Source organism: Neisseria sp. HMSC068C04, assembly GCF_001810105.1.
Lineage (GTDB): Bacteria > Pseudomonadota > Gammaproteobacteria > Burkholderiales > Neisseriaceae > Neisseria > Neisseria flavescens_B.
On sequence record NZ_KV799903.1, the window covers coordinates 40,577 to 56,431 of the forward strand.

14 protein-coding genes and 1 pseudogene are annotated in these 15,855 nt (G+C 49.1%); 4 read left to right on the top strand and 11 right to left on the bottom strand.

The features are described 5' to 3' along the window. Window positions 1-62: 62 nt before the first annotated feature. The 6 genes from lpxH to rpsT form a co-directional block, all read right to left on the bottom strand. Window positions 63-773: a UDP-2,3-diacylglucosamine diphosphatase gene (gene lpxH / locus HMPREF2700_RS01105; RefSeq protein WP_210389844.1), complete on the bottom strand. Its 711-nt coding sequence runs from the start codon at window positions 771-773 to the stop codon at window positions 63-65. A 152-nt stretch (window positions 774-925) separates the two neighbouring features. Then, window positions 926-2,311, bottom strand: a complete 1,386-nt coding sequence (locus HMPREF2700_RS01110; RefSeq protein WP_070589351.1) for a PIG-L deacetylase family protein — start codon at window positions 2,309-2,311, stop codon at window positions 926-928. Window positions 2,312-2,549: 238 nt separating this feature from the next. After that, window positions 2,550-4,358: an aspartate--tRNA ligase gene (gene aspS / locus HMPREF2700_RS01115; RefSeq protein ID WP_070589353.1), complete on the bottom strand. Its 1,809-nt coding sequence runs from the start codon at window positions 4,356-4,358 to the stop codon at window positions 2,550-2,552. A 64-nt stretch (window positions 4,359-4,422) separates the two neighbouring features. Further along, window positions 4,423-5,124 carry a DUF502 domain-containing protein gene (locus HMPREF2700_RS01120; protein WP_070589426.1) on the bottom strand — a complete coding sequence of 234 codons (702 nt, stop codon included), beginning with the start codon at window positions 5,122-5,124 and terminating at the stop codon, window positions 4,423-4,425. A gap of 151 nt (window positions 5,125-5,275) precedes the next feature. Next, entirely contained in the window at window positions 5,276-6,418 is a 1,143-nt protein-coding gene (locus tag HMPREF2700_RS01125; protein WP_070589355.1) for a phospholipase A, read from the bottom strand. A gap of 168 nt (window positions 6,419-6,586) precedes the next feature. Continuing rightward, on the bottom strand, window positions 6,587-6,850 hold the full coding sequence (gene rpsT / locus HMPREF2700_RS01130; RefSeq protein ID WP_002212556.1) for a 30S ribosomal protein S20: 264 nt from the start codon (window positions 6,848-6,850) through the stop codon (window positions 6,587-6,589). A gap of 308 nt (window positions 6,851-7,158) precedes the next feature. Here rpsT and HMPREF2700_RS01135 point away from each other — a divergent pair, with 308 nt between their 5' ends. Next, window positions 7,159-8,301 carry an extracellular solute-binding protein gene (locus HMPREF2700_RS01135; RefSeq protein WP_070589357.1) on the top strand — a complete coding sequence of 381 codons (1,143 nt, stop codon included), beginning with the start codon at window positions 7,159-7,161 and terminating at the stop codon, window positions 8,299-8,301. Window positions 8,302-8,371: 70 nt separating this feature from the next. Here the strand turns inward: HMPREF2700_RS01135 and HMPREF2700_RS11275 are convergent. The 3 genes and pseudogenes from HMPREF2700_RS11275 to HMPREF2700_RS01145 form a co-directional block, all read right to left on the bottom strand. After that, window positions 8,372-8,488: pseudogene (locus HMPREF2700_RS11275) on the bottom strand (EamA family transporter); the annotation flags it as partial. Window positions 8,489-8,508: 20 nt separating this feature from the next. Beyond that, complete coding sequence (locus HMPREF2700_RS01140; RefSeq protein ID WP_070589359.1) at window positions 8,509-9,414, bottom strand: hypothetical protein; 906 nt, start codon at window positions 9,412-9,414, stop codon at window positions 8,509-8,511. Between the two features lie 155 nt (window positions 9,415-9,569). Continuing rightward, a complete protein-coding gene (locus HMPREF2700_RS01145) occupies window positions 9,570-10,001 on the bottom strand; it encodes an EamA family transporter (RefSeq protein WP_003680126.1) in 432 nt (143 codons plus the stop codon). Between the two features lie 179 nt (window positions 10,002-10,180). On the opposite strand from HMPREF2700_RS01145, the gene HMPREF2700_RS01150 reads away from it, so the two are divergent. Then, on the top strand, window positions 10,181-11,857 hold the full coding sequence (locus tag HMPREF2700_RS01150) for a formate--tetrahydrofolate ligase (protein ID WP_070589361.1): 1,677 nt from the start codon (window positions 10,181-10,183) through the stop codon (window positions 11,855-11,857). Window positions 11,858-11,923: 66 nt separating this feature from the next. Here HMPREF2700_RS01150 and HMPREF2700_RS01155 read toward each other — a convergent pair whose 3' ends face one another. Further along, the gene (locus HMPREF2700_RS01155; protein WP_070589363.1) at window positions 11,924-12,853 is read right to left on the bottom strand and encodes a glycosyltransferase family 2 protein; all 930 of its coding nucleotides are present in this window, start codon (window positions 12,851-12,853) and stop codon (window positions 11,924-11,926) included. Between the two features lie 128 nt (window positions 12,854-12,981). Then, window positions 12,982-14,046 (bottom strand): class II fructose-bisphosphate aldolase, encoded by a 1,065-nt coding sequence (fba, locus tag HMPREF2700_RS01160; RefSeq protein WP_070589365.1) that lies wholly within the window; start codon window positions 14,044-14,046, stop codon window positions 12,982-12,984. Window positions 14,047-14,196: 150 nt separating this feature from the next. On the opposite strand from fba, the gene HMPREF2700_RS01165 reads away from it, so the two are divergent. Both HMPREF2700_RS01165 and HMPREF2700_RS01170 read left to right on the top strand, forming a co-directional pair. Continuing rightward, complete coding sequence (locus tag HMPREF2700_RS01165) at window positions 14,197-14,625, top strand: acyl-CoA thioesterase (protein WP_070589367.1); 429 nt, start codon at window positions 14,197-14,199, stop codon at window positions 14,623-14,625. Between the two features lies 1 nt (window position 14,626). Continuing rightward, window positions 14,627-15,523 (top strand): tyrosine recombinase XerC, encoded by an 897-nt coding sequence (locus HMPREF2700_RS01170; RefSeq protein WP_070589369.1) that lies wholly within the window; start codon window positions 14,627-14,629, stop codon window positions 15,521-15,523. Window positions 15,524-15,855: the final 332 nt, after the last annotated feature.

The following is a 15,855-nucleotide window of genomic DNA, read 5'->3' on the forward strand; positions in this document are numbered from 1 at the left end:
GGATGTTTGTCAGTCAGGCCGTCTGAACAATCGGGAAACCGGTTTTCAGACGGCCTGATGTTTTATAAGGCGATAAAACGGTAGCCTTCGGCATCGACTTCGAGAATGGAGGCGTAATTGTCGCGCCAGTCGCCGAGTACAATGCGGGTGTAATCGGCGTTGCGATGGATGTTTTCGCGGTGGGTATGGCCGTGGATGAGCAGGGGCGTGTGGAAGCGTTGGACGGTTTCGTGGGTAAAGGCTGGATTGACGTCCATGATGTCGGCGGTTTTGTGTTGTTTGTCCTGTTTGCTTTGCTTGCGGATTTTGGTGGCGATGTTCAGTCGGAGTGTGAGCGGCAGGAGTAGGAACAGGCGTTGCAGCCATTTTTGATGGACGGTACGGCGGAATTTTTGATAAGAATGGTCGTCGGTGCAGAGGGTGTCGCCGTGGCAGAGCAGGGTGGGTGTGCCGAACAGGTCGATAACGGCGTATTCGGGCAGTAAGGTCATGCCGGTATCGCGGGCGAAGGTTTTGCCGATGAGGAAGTCGCGGTTGCCATGAATAAAATAGCAGGCAATGCCACGCACGGTCAGGCTGCGGATGGTTTGTTTGATGGTTTGCACCAAAGGGCTGTTTTCGTCATCGCCGATCCAAAAATCGAAAAGGTCGCCAAGAATGTATACGGCTTGGGCGTGAACGGCTTTTTCTTGGATAAATTTTTGGAAGAGTGCGGTCAGCTGAGGATGGGATTCGCTCAGGTGCAAATCGGCGATGAAGTAAATCGGCATGATGATGTGGGACGTGTGGGAAGGGTTTTATTATAACTTGGGTTGTCGCGTTTGGATTTTGGCTTGGTATTTTTCGTTGTAATGCAGTGATTTTATTGTTTCGATTTGGTGTAATAAAGGCCGTCTGAAACATCTTTTCAGACGGCCTTTGTGGCTTATTGGGCTTTGCCCTGATAAGTGATTTGTTTCAGCGTCTCTTCTTGGTACAAATCGCTAATGGGGACGGTATAGAAGAATTCGTTGCTGCGGACAAAGCGGTTGACCAAGTCTTTGTCGAGATGGAGGACATGGTGTCGCAGTTTGTTTAAGCCTTTGAATATCATGGTGCTCCAACGCATATAGCCGTCTGAATTGGGGCGGATGTCGTTCATGGCATCAAGGGCGAGGAGTTTGCGGTTTTGCTCTTCTTTATCTAAAGGATGGGAATAGATGCTTTGGAAGTAGAACGGTTGCTCGGAGGGTGGCGGCAGGCTGAGGGAAGAACCTACTTTGCCGATAGGAAAGTCGTCGCTCAGATAATGTATGGTGTGCAAAAACAGATTGCCGCGGCGGTAATTGATTTTGCGCAGGGCTTCGATGGCGGCCAGCGCAGTATGTTGGTGGTCGGGATGCGCATCAATATTGGGGGACGGCGTCACGATAATATCCGGCTGGAACGTTTCTATCAGATAGCCAAGGTTGTCCACCAAGCTGGTCCAAGTCGAGCCGGGCTTGAGGTGTTTCGCCAATGGGGAGGTATTGGCACGGCGGAAAATATCGACATCGGCCGTATCGATTTTGGTCGATTTAATCTCTGTTTCCGGATTTTGGCGCATGGCGGTCAAAGTGCTGTCGAAGTAGCCCAGTTGCAGGATGTTTTCAGACGGCACGCCGGCCAAAAGGGGAACGGTCAGGCTGTTCCAAACGCGCATCCGACCTTTTTGCAGATATTGTGCCTGAGTGTCGCAGTCGCACATGCTGTAAAGGTTGCCATAGTGGAAGCTGCCGCCTTCGCTGGCGGTTAAGGTGCAGATCATTGAATTGGCGGCGTGTTTTTCGTACAAACCGTATGCGCTGAGTTCAGCATCGTCAGCATGAGGCGCGAGGACAAGGATTTTTTTGCCATCGAGATTTTCACGCGGATAAACAGAGAGTTCGATTTCTTGATCGGGCAAGGTTAGGTATTTGCCTTCCAGACGGATGGTTTTGTCGCTGTCGGAGAAGGTGTCGCTCAGATTGATATAGCGTACGCCTTTTGCGCCGTATTCGAAATATTGCTTCCATTTGCCCTTAGATGAAATGGTTTCAACAAAAGGCAATGTCAGCAATCCAGCCCAAGTGGATTTGATACGGAGTTTGGCAATAACGGTATCTTGCCCGCTGATAGCAGCGGGTAAAGTCAGGCTGCCACCCTTGAGGGTAGCATGCGCGGTAGAGGGAAGGGAGGGATAGTTATAGTCTTGGTGTGTGTTGTAGGCAAACTGTTTTTTATGAATAATCGAGGTAATAATAAACAACGTAACAAAAAAAGTCAGTATCAGCCCCGTTAGTATTAGAAACATAGTCAGGTTCCTTTATCGTATAACAGCTATGATATTGCTTGCGAAGCCTATTTGTTTGTTTTTCTTACAAACGGCTGTTTTTAATACTCTAACGTCATTAAAGTGAACATTTAAAATAAAACAGTTTGTGGGTTGATTATATATAAACGACTAAAAAGCAGAAAGGCCGTCTGAAAAATTTGAAAGAAATTTCAAAAATTTCAGACGGCCTTGATATTTTAAAGGTTAAGCCGGTAAATTATGCTTCTTTTGTTTCAACTGCTTTCTGACGCAGACGCAGGCTCAACTCGCGAAGTTGTTTGTCGTCGACCACATTAGGTGCATTGGTCAGCAGACATTGTGCACGTTGTGTTTTAGGGAAGGCAATCACGTCGCGGATAGATTCGGCACCGGTCATCAGGGTAACCAGACGGTCGAGGCCGAATGCAAGGCCGCCGTGAGGAGGCGCACCGAATTTCAGGTTGTCTAAGAGGAAGCCGAATTTCTCTTGTTGCTCTTCAGGGCTGATTTTCAGTGCGGCAAACACTTTCTCTTGTACGTCTGCGCGGTGGATACGGATAGAGCCACCGCCGATTTCCCAGCCGTTCAATACCATATCGTAGGCACGGGCCAGGCAGTTTGCAGGGTCGGAAACCATCAGGTCTTCATGACCTTCTTTTGGCGCGGTAAACGGATGGTGTACGGCAACGTAGCGGTCGGCTTCTTCGTCGTATTCAAACATTGGGAAATCGACAACCCACAAAGGTTTCCATTCGTCTACGAAGTAGCCGTTGTCTTTGCCGTGTTCCAAGCCGACTTTAATGCGCAATGCACCGATGGCTTCGTTCACAACTTTGGTTTTGTCCGCACCGAAGAAGATGATGTCGCCGTTTTGCGCGCCGGTACGCTCGATGATTTCTTTCAGGGCGTTTTCGGACAGGAATTTCACGATTGGAGATTGCAGGCCGCTGTCTTCGCCGTTGGAGAGGTTGCTCACATCGTTTACTTTGATGTATGCCAGACCTTTCGCGCCGTAGATGCCGACAAATTTAGTGTATTCGTCGATTTCTTTGCGGCTGAATTTTGCGCCGTTCGGTACGCGCAGAGCGACCACGCGGCCACCTTTCATGTCGGCTGCGCCACGGAAAACTTTAAATTCTTCCGTTTTCATCAGGTCGGTCAACTCGGTAAATTTCAAGTTGATGCGCATGTCCGGTTTGTCAGAGCCGTAGTAGAACATGGCTTCAGAGTAAGGCATGCGTGGGAAGTCGCCCAAATCTACATTCAAGGCATCTTTGAAGACTTGTTTGGCCATGCCTTCGGTGATGTCCATGATTTCATCCTCGTTTAAGAACGAGGTTTCCAAGTCGATTTGGGTGAATTCAGGCTGGCGGTCGGCACGCAAGTCTTCGTCACGGAAACATTTGGTGATTTGGTAGTAACGGTCGAAACCGGCCACCATTAGCAATTGTTTGAACAATTGCGGAGATTGCGGCAGAGCGAAGAATTCGCCCGGATGAACGCGGCTTGGTACGAGGTAGTCGCGCGCGCCTTCCGGAGTGGAGCGGGTCAGCATCGGTGTTTCAATGTCGATGAAGCCTTGTGCGTCCAAGTAGCGGCGAACGCCCATGGCTACTTGGTAACGCAGGCGCAGGTTGCGTTGCATGGCTGGACGGCGCAAGTCGATAACGCGGTTGGTCAGGCGAACGTTTTCGCTGATGTTTTCATCGTCGATTTGGAACGGAGGCGTAGCGGCAGCGTTCAAAACTTCAATTTCTTTGGCAAGGATTTCGATTTTGCCGGAAATCATTTTGTCGTTGGTGGTACCTTCAGGACGGTTGCGTACGCGGCCGGTAATACTCAAGACGTATTCGTTGCGGGAAGAGTCGGCAGCGGCAAATGCTTCCGGAGTATCAGGGTCGATAACGACTTGAACGATGCCTTCGCGGTCGCGCAGGTCGATAAAAATCACACCGCCGTGATCGCGTCGGCGGTGTACCCAGCCTTTGACGGTAACGGTTTGGTCTAAGTATTGCTCGCTGATAAGGCCGCAATAGTTGGTACGCATAAAATCACCTTTTTATATTGTTCAATTTGAAAAAGAAGGAAAGGCCGTCTGAAAAAAGAAGACCTTAATTGTTATGTTCGGTATCACCGTCTTTAGACGGCTTTTGAGCGGGTAGGGCTTTAACCGGTAAGTCGTCCGGCATTACCATGCCCAGCGAAATTACATATTTCAATGCCTGATCCACACTCATGTCCAGCTCGCGAACGTCGCTTTTTTTAACCATGATGTAATAGCCGCCGGTCGGGTTGGGCGTGGTTGGGACGTAAACGGAAATATAGTCGTCATCTTGCGGCAGGCTGCCTTTGAGTTTGTCGGGGATATGGCCGGAAACAAAGGCTATCGTCCAAATGCCCGGTTGCGGAAAGGGAACCAGTACGGGGGTTTTGAACGAGCGACTGCTGTCGGAGAGCAGGGATTCGGAAACTTTTTTAACGCTGGAGTAGATGGATTTGACGACGGGAATGCGTCCCAAAAGGCTGTCCCACGCGCCGAGAATCCGTCTGCCTAAAACGTTGGCGGCAAATACGCCGGTAACGAACAAGACGACGGTGGCGGCAACAATGCCCAAACCGGGTACATTAAATCCCCAGAAATGCTGGGGCTGCCAGCTTTCCGGCAATAGGCTGATCAGTCTGTCGGCGGCGGATATGATGTAGGTCATCGCCCAGATGGTTACGGCAATCGGCAACCAAACCAGTACGCCTGTAATCAGGTATTTCTTTAAAGCCTTGGCGATTTTTCCGCTTTCGGCTGCGGCTTCTGTCATCTTTGTTTCATTCCGGCAAGTTTTGCCCAAACTTTGCATTATACGCGTTTGGGCGCTAGGAAACGAGTATTTTAAACGAATGGCTTGTTTTGTTTTATTGTTTCAGACGGCCGCCTTGATTGCACAGGCCGTCTGAAACAATATGGGGGAATTAGATTCCGTCCCAGTCGTTGAACATCAGGCCGAAGCCGATGCCGTTTTGTTTGTGGTTGTAGTCAATCAGGCTTTCGCCGTAGCCGTGGAAACCGCGTACAACGCCTTTGAGTTTGCCTTTAATTGGGAAGGTATAAGCAGCTTCAACGGCACCGCGTCCGCTTTTCGGGTTATAACGCAGGACGGAATAAATATTTTGTTTGTCATTGAAGCGGTATTGGACTTTCAAGTCGCCGTAGCCCATGTATTTGTTGATGTCCGGATTGTCGTCGTCATCTCCTTTTTGGTCGAAGGCGCGCATCCAAACTCTAGGAATGACGGTCAGCTTGCCCCATTCCATGCCGGCCATGGCGTAAACCCGATTCCATGAGCGTGATTCGGGGCGGCTTTGACCATTAGACTGGTGAACAAAACCTGCGCCAACCATACGCAGTTTGCCGCCGAAAGGCAGGTCTGCTTTAACGGGTTGGGTAATGAAGATTTCAGGCTCGTAGTCGGTATTGCGGAACGGAGCGGATTTGCGGCCTTGGTTGAAGATTTGCCAGTCGGATTTTTGGGTGTAGCCAAACCATACGTCGGCACGGGTTTTGAATAAATCTTCGGCAATTTTGCTTTTGAAGGAAACCTGCATTTTGGTTTCGAGGCGTTTCTGCTCGCTGAATTTTTCCTGTGTGGTTACGCCGCGACTGGGGGATTCCGGGTGGTAGTTGGGGCTGCTGTTGTACCAAACGGGCATGAGGTACATAGGATTATGCTCGCGTACGCTCAACAGGCCGCGTGTGTCGTTTTTATCCAAATCGTACATCAGGCTTAAGGGGGTGTAGCTGTCGGCAGTTTCGCTTAATACATCGTCTGAAATATTCGGATGGGTAGGGTTGTCGAATACGATGGCCGCTTCTTTTTTCTCAATGCTCTTGCGGACGCTTTGTTCGAGGTCAACCGGTGTTTTGGCGGTTTCGGTTTGCGCTCGCGGCAGTGGGGATTGAGGGGGAAGTTGCGCCGAGTAGATGTTGTCGAAACACGCCAAACGGGTGGCGTTGTCTTGAATGGTGGTGCAGTGTAGGGCGGCGGTTTCGGCGGCGGCCAGTGGGGCGGCGGCAATGAATCCGATACTTAGGGAATGTTTCAACATCTTGTTCATGAGAGTTTCCGTTGTTTTTCAGACGGTCTGATGAGAGGGTAAATGGTTTAATTTAGTCGGTTTGGGCTGTGAATACGGCAATGCCCCTGAAAGGCAAGACCTCAGGGGCATCGTATCAGCTCGATTATCCTGCTTTGGTTGTCAGGATTTCCGGCATCTGCGTCAGTATTAAGCCAAAGCTTTTACTTTAGCAGACAGACGGCTTTTATGACGGGCTGCTTTGTTTTTGTGGAATACGCCTTTGTCAGCGATGCGGTCGATGACTTTAACGGATTCTTGGTAAACTGCTTGAGCAGCAGCTTTGTCGCCGGCTTCAACTGCTTTCAACACTTTTTTCACTGCGGTACGGAATGCAGTACGCAGGCTGGCGTTGTGGGCGCGTTGTTTAACCGACTGGCGGGCACGTTTGCGGGCTTGTGCGCTGTTTGCCATATTGAATATCTCCTGAAAAATAAATTCTGTAAACGCGCAATTTTAAAGACAGATTTCCTTGTATGCAAGCTTTTTCTCTATAAACGCGCGCAAATCAGCCGTATTTTGCCCAAAAACGACAGCCGGTGCAACGCTTTTGGTAAAAAGATGGTGTTGCTTTGCCTTATTTCAATAAAAATCAGATGGATATTGCTTTTCGTTTGCTTACGTTTCCATTACAATAGCCTAACTCTGCGCCGGGGTGTTTATGGGGTGCAGGGTTTCTTATTTATTGACATTAACCACTCTTTCATCAGGAATCTGCCCGTATGAAAAAATCTGTATTAGCCGTATTGGCCGCATTGTCTTTGGCCGCGTGCGGCGGTGGCGAGAAAAAAGCCGAGCAACCTCAAGCAGGCAGTGCGCCTGCTGCCAATGCCGAGGCAGCCGCTACCGATACTTTGAATATCTACAACTGGTCAAACTACGTTGACGAAAGTACAGTCGAAGACTTCAAAAAAGCCAACAATTTGAAGCTGACTTACGATTTGTATGAAAACAACGAAACGCTGGAAGCCAAAATGCTGACCGGTAAATCCGGCTATGACTTGGTTGTACCCGGTATTGCCTTCCTGCCGCGTCAAATTGAGGCAGGTGCATACCAAAAAATCAATAAGGATCTGATTCCGAACTACAAAAACATCGACCCTGAATTGCTGAAGATGTTGGAAACCGCCGACCCGGGCAATCAATACGCCGTGCCTTACTTCTCCGGCGTGAACACTTTGGCGATTACGGCGAAGGGTAAAGAGCTTTTGGGCGGCAAGCTGCCTGAAAACGGCTGGGATTTGCTGTTCAAACCTGAATACACCAACAAGCTAAAATCTTGCGGCATCGCTTTGTGGGATACCCCTAGCGAAATGTTCCCAATCTTGTTGAACTACTTGGGTAAAGATCCTAAAGGCTCGAATCCTGAAGATTTGAAAGCGGCGGCAGAAGTCTTGAAAGCCATCCGTCCTGATGTAAAACGTTTCAGTCCATCTATTATTGATGAATTGGCGCGCGGCGACATTTGCTTGGCGGCAGGTAACGGCGGCGATTTGAACTTGGCCAAAGCGCGTTCTGAAGAAGTGAAAAACAATGTCGGCATCGAAGTGTTGACTCCGAAAGGCATGGGCTTCTGGATCGAATCTTGGCTGATTCCGGCCGATGCGAAAAACGTCGTCAATGCCCACAAGTACATCAACTACACGCTGGATCCCGAAGTGGCTGCGAAAAACGGTATCGCCGTAACCTTCGCACCTGCAAGTAAACCTGCACGCGAAAAAATGCCTGCCGAGCTGGTGAACACACGTTCTATTTTCCCGAACGAGCAAGATATGAAAGACGGTTTCGTCATGCCTCAAATGAGCGCAGATGCGAAAAAACTGTCTGTCAACTTGTGGCAAAAAATCAAAGTCGGTTCAAATTAATTTTGAGCTAATTGCTTGAAGCGAAGGCCGTCTGAAATTTTTCAGACGGCCTTTTTTGATGTCCCAATCTTTATCGTTTCAAAGCCAAAGTCAATACGCCTGCGGTTACCAAGCCTAAGCCTACCCACTCCTGCGTGCTTAGCCGTTCGTCTAAGAAAACGACGGCCATCAGGGCAACTAAAATCATATGGATAAGATATCATGGCATTAGAAGTCAGCCAGGGACAATTTGTGAAGAGAACAATCCTCATGACCGCAGGGTTTGAAGCCTAAATGCTCCAACACCTCCTTATCCACGTCATCACTATGGTTTTTCTCTGCTACTTTGTAGTAATACGCTAAAAGGGCATTGGTCATCCGATTTTTGAATTCCCTCTGGAATGTCGCCATTAATTTACTCAAGGCTTGATTGTCCATGCCTGGAAATGACAAGCCTTTTTGTGTGCTGCGACGTTTGAACGTTTCTACGGCTTTACACTCCGTATCGGTCAATACATTATTCAGCCACCGGGTATATTGCGCCATCAAATAATTGATGTAGTCATGAATCTCTTCCACGGTAGAATAATGAAATACGTGTACACCACTATTTTCTTTACGTTCTAATAGTACAGAATGCCAAGAAACCTGAGGCCACAAGGCTTCGCATTTTATTTTGAAGCGCTCGGGATTGTGCTCAAAAACATCGAACGGTTTTTGCCCGTCTTTATCTACAGAGTTCAGCCATTTACGGAAACGGGTAACACCAGCTTCACCATATATTTCTACAAAGCCAACAGGCAGCTCGAAATCACGGAAAGGTTGGTGTAAGCCTTCACAAGCTTTATTGGTATGATAGCTTGGGGCTTTGGGCTTGGTGGCACGGCGAAAGTTATCTGCCGGAGTGTAGATTTTCAGCCACTTTTGATGAATCATTTGGGTAAATAAAGCGTGGCCCGGTTCCAGTAATAAGATTTTGCACAGGAATAAACGGGTTGCCTCCAAATCGCTAAACCAATCGATAACTTGGTTTGGATACAGCAATTCCTCGCAATTTTCCATCATCAAGCCTTTGCCTACCGTTTTAGGATCGGCGTGGATGCGCTTGAAATTGTACTTTGTGATGAATGCCATAATTTGCTCCCATAAATCATTGGAAACATTATGGCGTGAATGCTTTTTGCATTCCTTAAATACAAATTTGTGAGAAATATGCTGTTAGAAGAAATCTGTGAAGTATGATTTAGGATGCTATCTTTGTTTGGAAGAGTATTCTTGTTTGGAACTAATTATCGTTTCAAAGCCAAAGTCAATACGCCTGCAGTTACCAAGCCTAAGCCTATCCATTCCTGCGTGCTTGGGCGTTCATCTAAGAAAACGACGGCCATCAGGGCGACCAAGACCAGGCTGAATTTGTCGACGGGTGCGACTTGCGAGGCGTTGCCCAGTTGCAGGGCTTTGAAGTAGGCGAGCCAAGAAGCGCCGGTAGCGAGGCCGGATAGGATGAGGAATGTCCAGTTACGGCCGGTAAAGCCGTTCACGCCCTGCCATTTGCCGGTGTAAGTTAAAAACAGTACCAAAGCGGCGAGGATGACCAAGGTGCGGATAAAGGTGGCGAAATCTGAATCTATGCCCTGTAAACCCATTTTGGCGAAAATGGCGGTCAATGAGGCGAAGCCTGCCGATGCCAATGCCCAAAACAGCCATGCGTTGCTGCTCATGTTTTATTCCTTTGTTTCAAATTGTTGACAATATGAATCCGCTTGTTGATGAAATATCGAAATTTTCACTGCGGTTTATCTTTGGAAAACGCTATAATAGAACTAATATTTTTTTTCTTCCAGCTGTCTTTAATTGTATTGTTTCAGACGGCCTTTCCCTCTCTCAATAAAGGAAAATCATGAGCTTCAAAACCGATGCTGAAATTGCCCAGTCTTCCACCATGCGCCCGATTGGTGAAATTGCCGCCAAGCTGGGTTTGAACGTTGACAACATCGAGCCCTATGGTCATTACAAAGCCAAAATCAATCCTGCCGAGGCATTCAAGCTGCCTCAAAAACAAGGCCGTCTGATTTTGGTGACCGCCATTAATCCGACTCCTGCGGGTGAGGGTAAAACCACTGTAACCATCGGTTTGGCGGATGCATTGCGCCATATCGGTAAAGATTCGGTTATCGCCCTGCGCGAGCCTTCTTTGGGTCCGGTGTTTGGTGTTAAAGGTGGCGCGGCGGGCGGCGGCTATGCCCAAGTTCTGCCGATGGAAGACATCAACCTGCACTTCACCGGCGACTTTCACGCCATCGGTGCGGCGAATAACCTGCTTGCCGCCATGCTCGACAACCATATCTATCAAGGCAACGAGTTGAACATCGATCCGAAACGCGTCCTGTGGCGTCGTGTGGTCGATATGAACGACCGTCAGTTGCGCAACATCATCGACGGCATGGGCAAACCTGTTGACGGCGTGATGCGTCCTGACGGTTTCGACATTACCGTTGCCTCCGAAGTGATGGCGGTATTCTGTCTTGCCAAAGACATCAGCGATTTGAAAGAGCGTTTGGGTAACATCCTTGTCGCCTACGCTAAAGACGGCAGCCCTGTTTATGCCAAAGATTTGAAAGCGAATGGCGCGATGGCGGCATTGCTTAAAGATGCGATTAAGCCTAATTTGGTACAAACCATCGAAGGCACTCCGGCATTTGTACACGGCGGCCCGTTCGCCAACATCGCCCACGGCTGTAACTCTGTAACGGCCACCCGTTTGGCGAAACACCTTGCCGATTATGCCGTAACCGAAGCCGGCTTCGGCGCGGATTTGGGTGCGGAAAAATTCTGTGACATCAAATGCCGTCTGGCGGATTTGAAACCTGATGCGGCTGTTGTTGTGGCTACTGTCCGCGCTTTGAAATACAACGGCGGCGTGGAACGTGCCAACCTTGGCGAAGAAAACCTCGACGCTTTGGCAAAAGGCCTACCTAATCTGCTGAAACACATTTCCAACCTGAAAAACGTATTCGGCCTGCCTGTGGTGGTTGCCATCAACCGCTTTGTGTCCGACTCTGATGCCGAATTGGCCATGATTGAAAAAGCCTGCGCGGAACACGGCGTTGAAGTTTCTTTGACTGAAGTATGGGGCAAAGGCGGCGCGGGTGGCGCAGACTTGGCGCACAAAGTCGTTAACGCCATCGAAAACCAACCGAATAACTTCGGCTTCGCCTACGATGTTGAGTTGAGCATTAAAGACAAAATCCGTGCGATTGCCCAAAAAGTGTACGGCGCGGAAGATGTCGATTTCAGCGCGGAAGCGTCTGCCGAAATCGCTTCACTGGAAAAACTGGGCTTGGACAAAATGCCGGTTTGCATGGCGAAAACCCAATATTCTTTGAGCGACAACGCCAAACTCTTGGGCTGCCCCGAAGGCTTCCGCATTACCGTGCGCGGCATTACCGTTTCTTCCGGTGCAGGCTTCATCGTTGCGCTGTGCGGCAATATGATGAAAATGCCGGGTCTGCCGAAAGTTCCGGCTGCCGAGAAAATCGATGTGGACGCAGAAGGCGTGATTCACGGCTTGTTCTGATTTAGATTGAATTTTGAAATAGATAAAGGCCGTCTGAAACCGAGGTTTCAGACGGCCTTTTATGATTTAAGTGAATTTCAACCGACTTTTTAAGAAATTGAAGAACTCGTCTATCATGCCGAACAACGTATTGCGGTCTTCGCCAAACAATGAAATGCTGCGGTCTTTGCTGATTCTGTCATAAGCGGCAAAAATGGTTTTCAGCTCTTCGGTGGTTAAACGCAGTTGCTTTTCATGCAAGATTCGGCTTAAGAGGGTGACTTCTACTGGGTTCAACTCAGGGAAAAGGTGGCTGAACCACAATTCCATGGTGTATTGGACGGATCTGTTGATTTTGTCTCTTTTTTTGCTTTCTTGAGCTGTGTGTATCCTGTAAGACAACAAAGGCTCGGGCAGGTTGGCAAAGGTTTTGCCATGTAGGGCGCATTGCACCCACATATGGAAATCGGGCGCGGTTTCTGTCGCGGTGTAGTTTATCTCAAGGTTTTTAATGCTGTCGTGCCGCCACATGGTGGTGGGGTTGAACATGTTTTGAGCGGCAAAGGAGAGAAAGGCTTTAATGTCTTTGTCAAGCAGGGGGAGGTCGCTTAAAACAGGTTCTCTTCCGGTTTGGTCGTCGAAAAAGATGGTAGCTTGGCTGCCGACAATATCAATTTCGGGATGGCTGTCTAAAAACTGAATCTGTTTTTCAAAACGATCCAAGGCGCAAATATCGTCCGCATCCATTCGTGCCACATATTCGACCTCTACGTCTTTGAGCATATCCATGGCAAATTGGCAGGCAAACGGCTCGCCCCTGTTTTCCGGAAGATGGAAAACCTGCAAACGTGAATCTTTGGCTGCGTAAGCCTCGAGGATTTCGCCGGTTTTGTCTGTTGAAGCATCGTTGATGGCGATGACGAAAAAGTCGCGGAATGTTTGATTCAATACCGAATCCAAGCATTCGGGCAAATAAGCTTCGGCACAATAGGCCGGCAAAATAACGGCGAGTTTCATGTTTGCTTTCGATGTGTTTTGATGTGTGGTCGGTGGAAGATTTTACTATAAATTTCCCAAAAGCTAAGGCCGTCTGAAACCTTATTGCCAAGTTTTCAGACGGCCTTAGTGTGAATCCGATATACAGATTATTTAACGATTTGGTTCAATTCGCCTTTGGCGTATTTGGTTGCCATTTTTTCCAAAGAAATCGGTTTGATTTTGTCGGCTTGGCCTTCGCAACCGAATGCGAGGTAGCGGTCAAGACAGATTTGTTTCATGGCTTCGACGGTTTTGCTCAAGTATTTGCGCGGGTCGAATTCGGATGGGTTTTCTGCCATGAAGCGGCGGATGGCACCGGTAGAGGCGAGGCGCAAGTCGGTATCGATGTTGACTTTGCGGACACCGTGTTTGATGCCTTCGACGATTTCTTCAACCGGTACGCCGTAGGTTTCACCGATTTTGCCGCCGTGTTCGTTGATGATTTTCAGCCATTCTTGCGGAACGGAGCTGGAGCCGTGCATCACGATGTGGGTGTTCGGCAGGGCTTGGTGGATTTCTTTGATGCGGTCGATACGCAATACATCGCCTGTGGGCGGACGGGTGAATTTGTATGCGCCGTGGCTAGTGCCGACGGCAATAGCCAATGCGTCAACGCCGGTATCTTTAACGAAACGTACGGCATCTTCAACGCTGGTCAGCATTTGGTCGTGGGAAAGTTTGCCCACTGCGCCGACACCGTCTTCTTCGCCGGCTTCGCCGGTTTCGAGGTTGCCCAATACGCCGATTTCGCCTTCAACGGACACGCCGCAAGCGTGGGAGAAGTTAACCACGGTACGGGTGGCGTTGACGTTGTATTCGTAAGAAGAAGGGGTTTTGCCGTCTTCCATCAGCGAGCCGTCCATCATCACGGAGGAGAAACCCAGTTGGATTGAGCGTTGGCACACATCAGGAGATGCGCCGTGGTCTTGGTGCATTACGACAGGGATGTGCGGGAATTCTTCGACTGCGGCCAAAATCAGATGGCGCAGGAATGGGGCACCTGCGTATTTGCGTGCGCCTGCGGATGCTTGAACGATAACGGGGGCGTTGACTTGGTCGGCCGCCTCCATGATGGCGCGCATCTGTTCGAGGTTGTTAACGTTGAATGCGGGCAGACCGTAGCTGTTTTCGGCAGCATGGTCCAATAATTGGCGCATGGATACGAGTGCCATGAGGAGCTCCTGAAGTAGTGAAGGGTAAATTTATCCGATAAATTATAATGTTTTTTGAAATGAAAAACTACAAGCTGTTACATTGTTTTTATATATTAACGAACAGGGTCTCGGTTTATAATGGCAGAGTATTGAAAACGGGTGTGCAAGATGGATAGGATTTCGGTGGCCGAGTGTGATAAGCCTTTGTTTCAGACGGCCTTGACGGTGCAGGTGGGCGATGTGAACTATGGCGGCCATCTGGCGAACGATGCGGTGTTGCGTTTGTGCCATGAAGTGCGGATGCGTTGGTTGGTGACGCTGGGTTGGAGCGAAATGGATGCCGGAGGGGCAGGCCTGATTATGGCGGATGCGGCGGTACAGTATTTGGCGCAAGGTCATCATGGCGATGAGCTGTCGGTAGAAATGGGGGCGGCGGGCGTGGCCGGAGTGGGCTTTTCTTTGCTGTACTGTATCCGCAGGATTTCAGACGGCCTTGTGTTGGCGAAAGTGCAGACAGGCATGGTGTGTTTCGATTATGGCAAGCAGTGTGTCTGCCGTTTGCCTTCGGCATTGAAAACGGTATTGGAGGCCGTCTGAAATGGCGGAATCAAGCAATTTTGCGCTTCATCTTGAACGCTATCTGAAAACCTTGCTGCAACAAGGCAAGTCGGAGCATACCGTTTCCGCTTATCGGCGCGATTTGAGTGAATTGATGCGCCTGTTGCCCGATAATCTTGAAAACGGCCTGCCGGCGCGCCGAGATTTTGTGGCGGTATTGAAAAAGCTCTCGCAAAAGGGCTTGAGCGAAAGCAGCTTGGCGCGGAAATTGTCGGTGTGGCGGCAGTATTGCAGTTGGCTGGTGCAGATAGAAGTCATGGAAAGCGACCCGACATTTAATATGAAAGCGCCGCGCCTGCCCGAGCGCCTGCCCAAAGCACTGCCGCAAGAACCTTTAAACCATATCCTTGACCATGCGCCTGTTGATGATGAGTTGGACGTGCGCGATAAGGCCATGTTTGAATTGATGTATGGCAGCGGTTTGCGCCTGAGCGAGATACAAGGTTTGAATCTGGACGGTATCGTTTTGGACGAAGGCTGGGTCAGCGTGAAGGGTAAAGGGGGCAAGCAGCGGCAAGTGCCTTTGGTGGGCAAGAGCATTGCGGCATTGCGTGATTATCTGACGGTGCGTATTGCCAAAGAGGGCGAGCAGGCCTTGTTTACCAATAAGAACGGCGGCAGGCTGGGGCAACGTCAAATCCAAAAACGCCTGCAGGCGTGGGCAGTGCGCGTGGGCAGTGCCAGCCATATCTCGCCGCACATGATGCGCCACAGCTATGCAACCCATCTTTTGCAGGCATCGGGCGATATCCGCGCCGTACAGGAATTGTTGGGTCACAGCAACCTTTCCGCTACGCAAGTTTATACAAAGCTGGATTTCGACCATTTGGCGCGTGTTTATGATGAAGCGCACCCAAGGGCGAAACGGAAAAAATGATTTTGTTTGAATCAGGCCGTCTGAAAGAATGTTTTCAGACGGCCTGATGTTTTATGGATAAAAAATACAGATGATTTGAAACCATTTGAATTTTTATCGGTCTGATGAAGTTTCAATATTGGTCTGATGTGCGGATGGCATAAAGATTGTAAGAGACGATGGCTTTTGCAATACCGTTTATCTTTTCAGATGACCGCTTGTTTGATAATATTAGTAATGAGAGCTAATATCATATTATGATATGCAGCCTTTAAAACAGCAGGTCTATAAACTTTCTATATAAGCATTAATGCTTAATTTTGACTGTAAAACGACTTGCAAACGGGAATTGT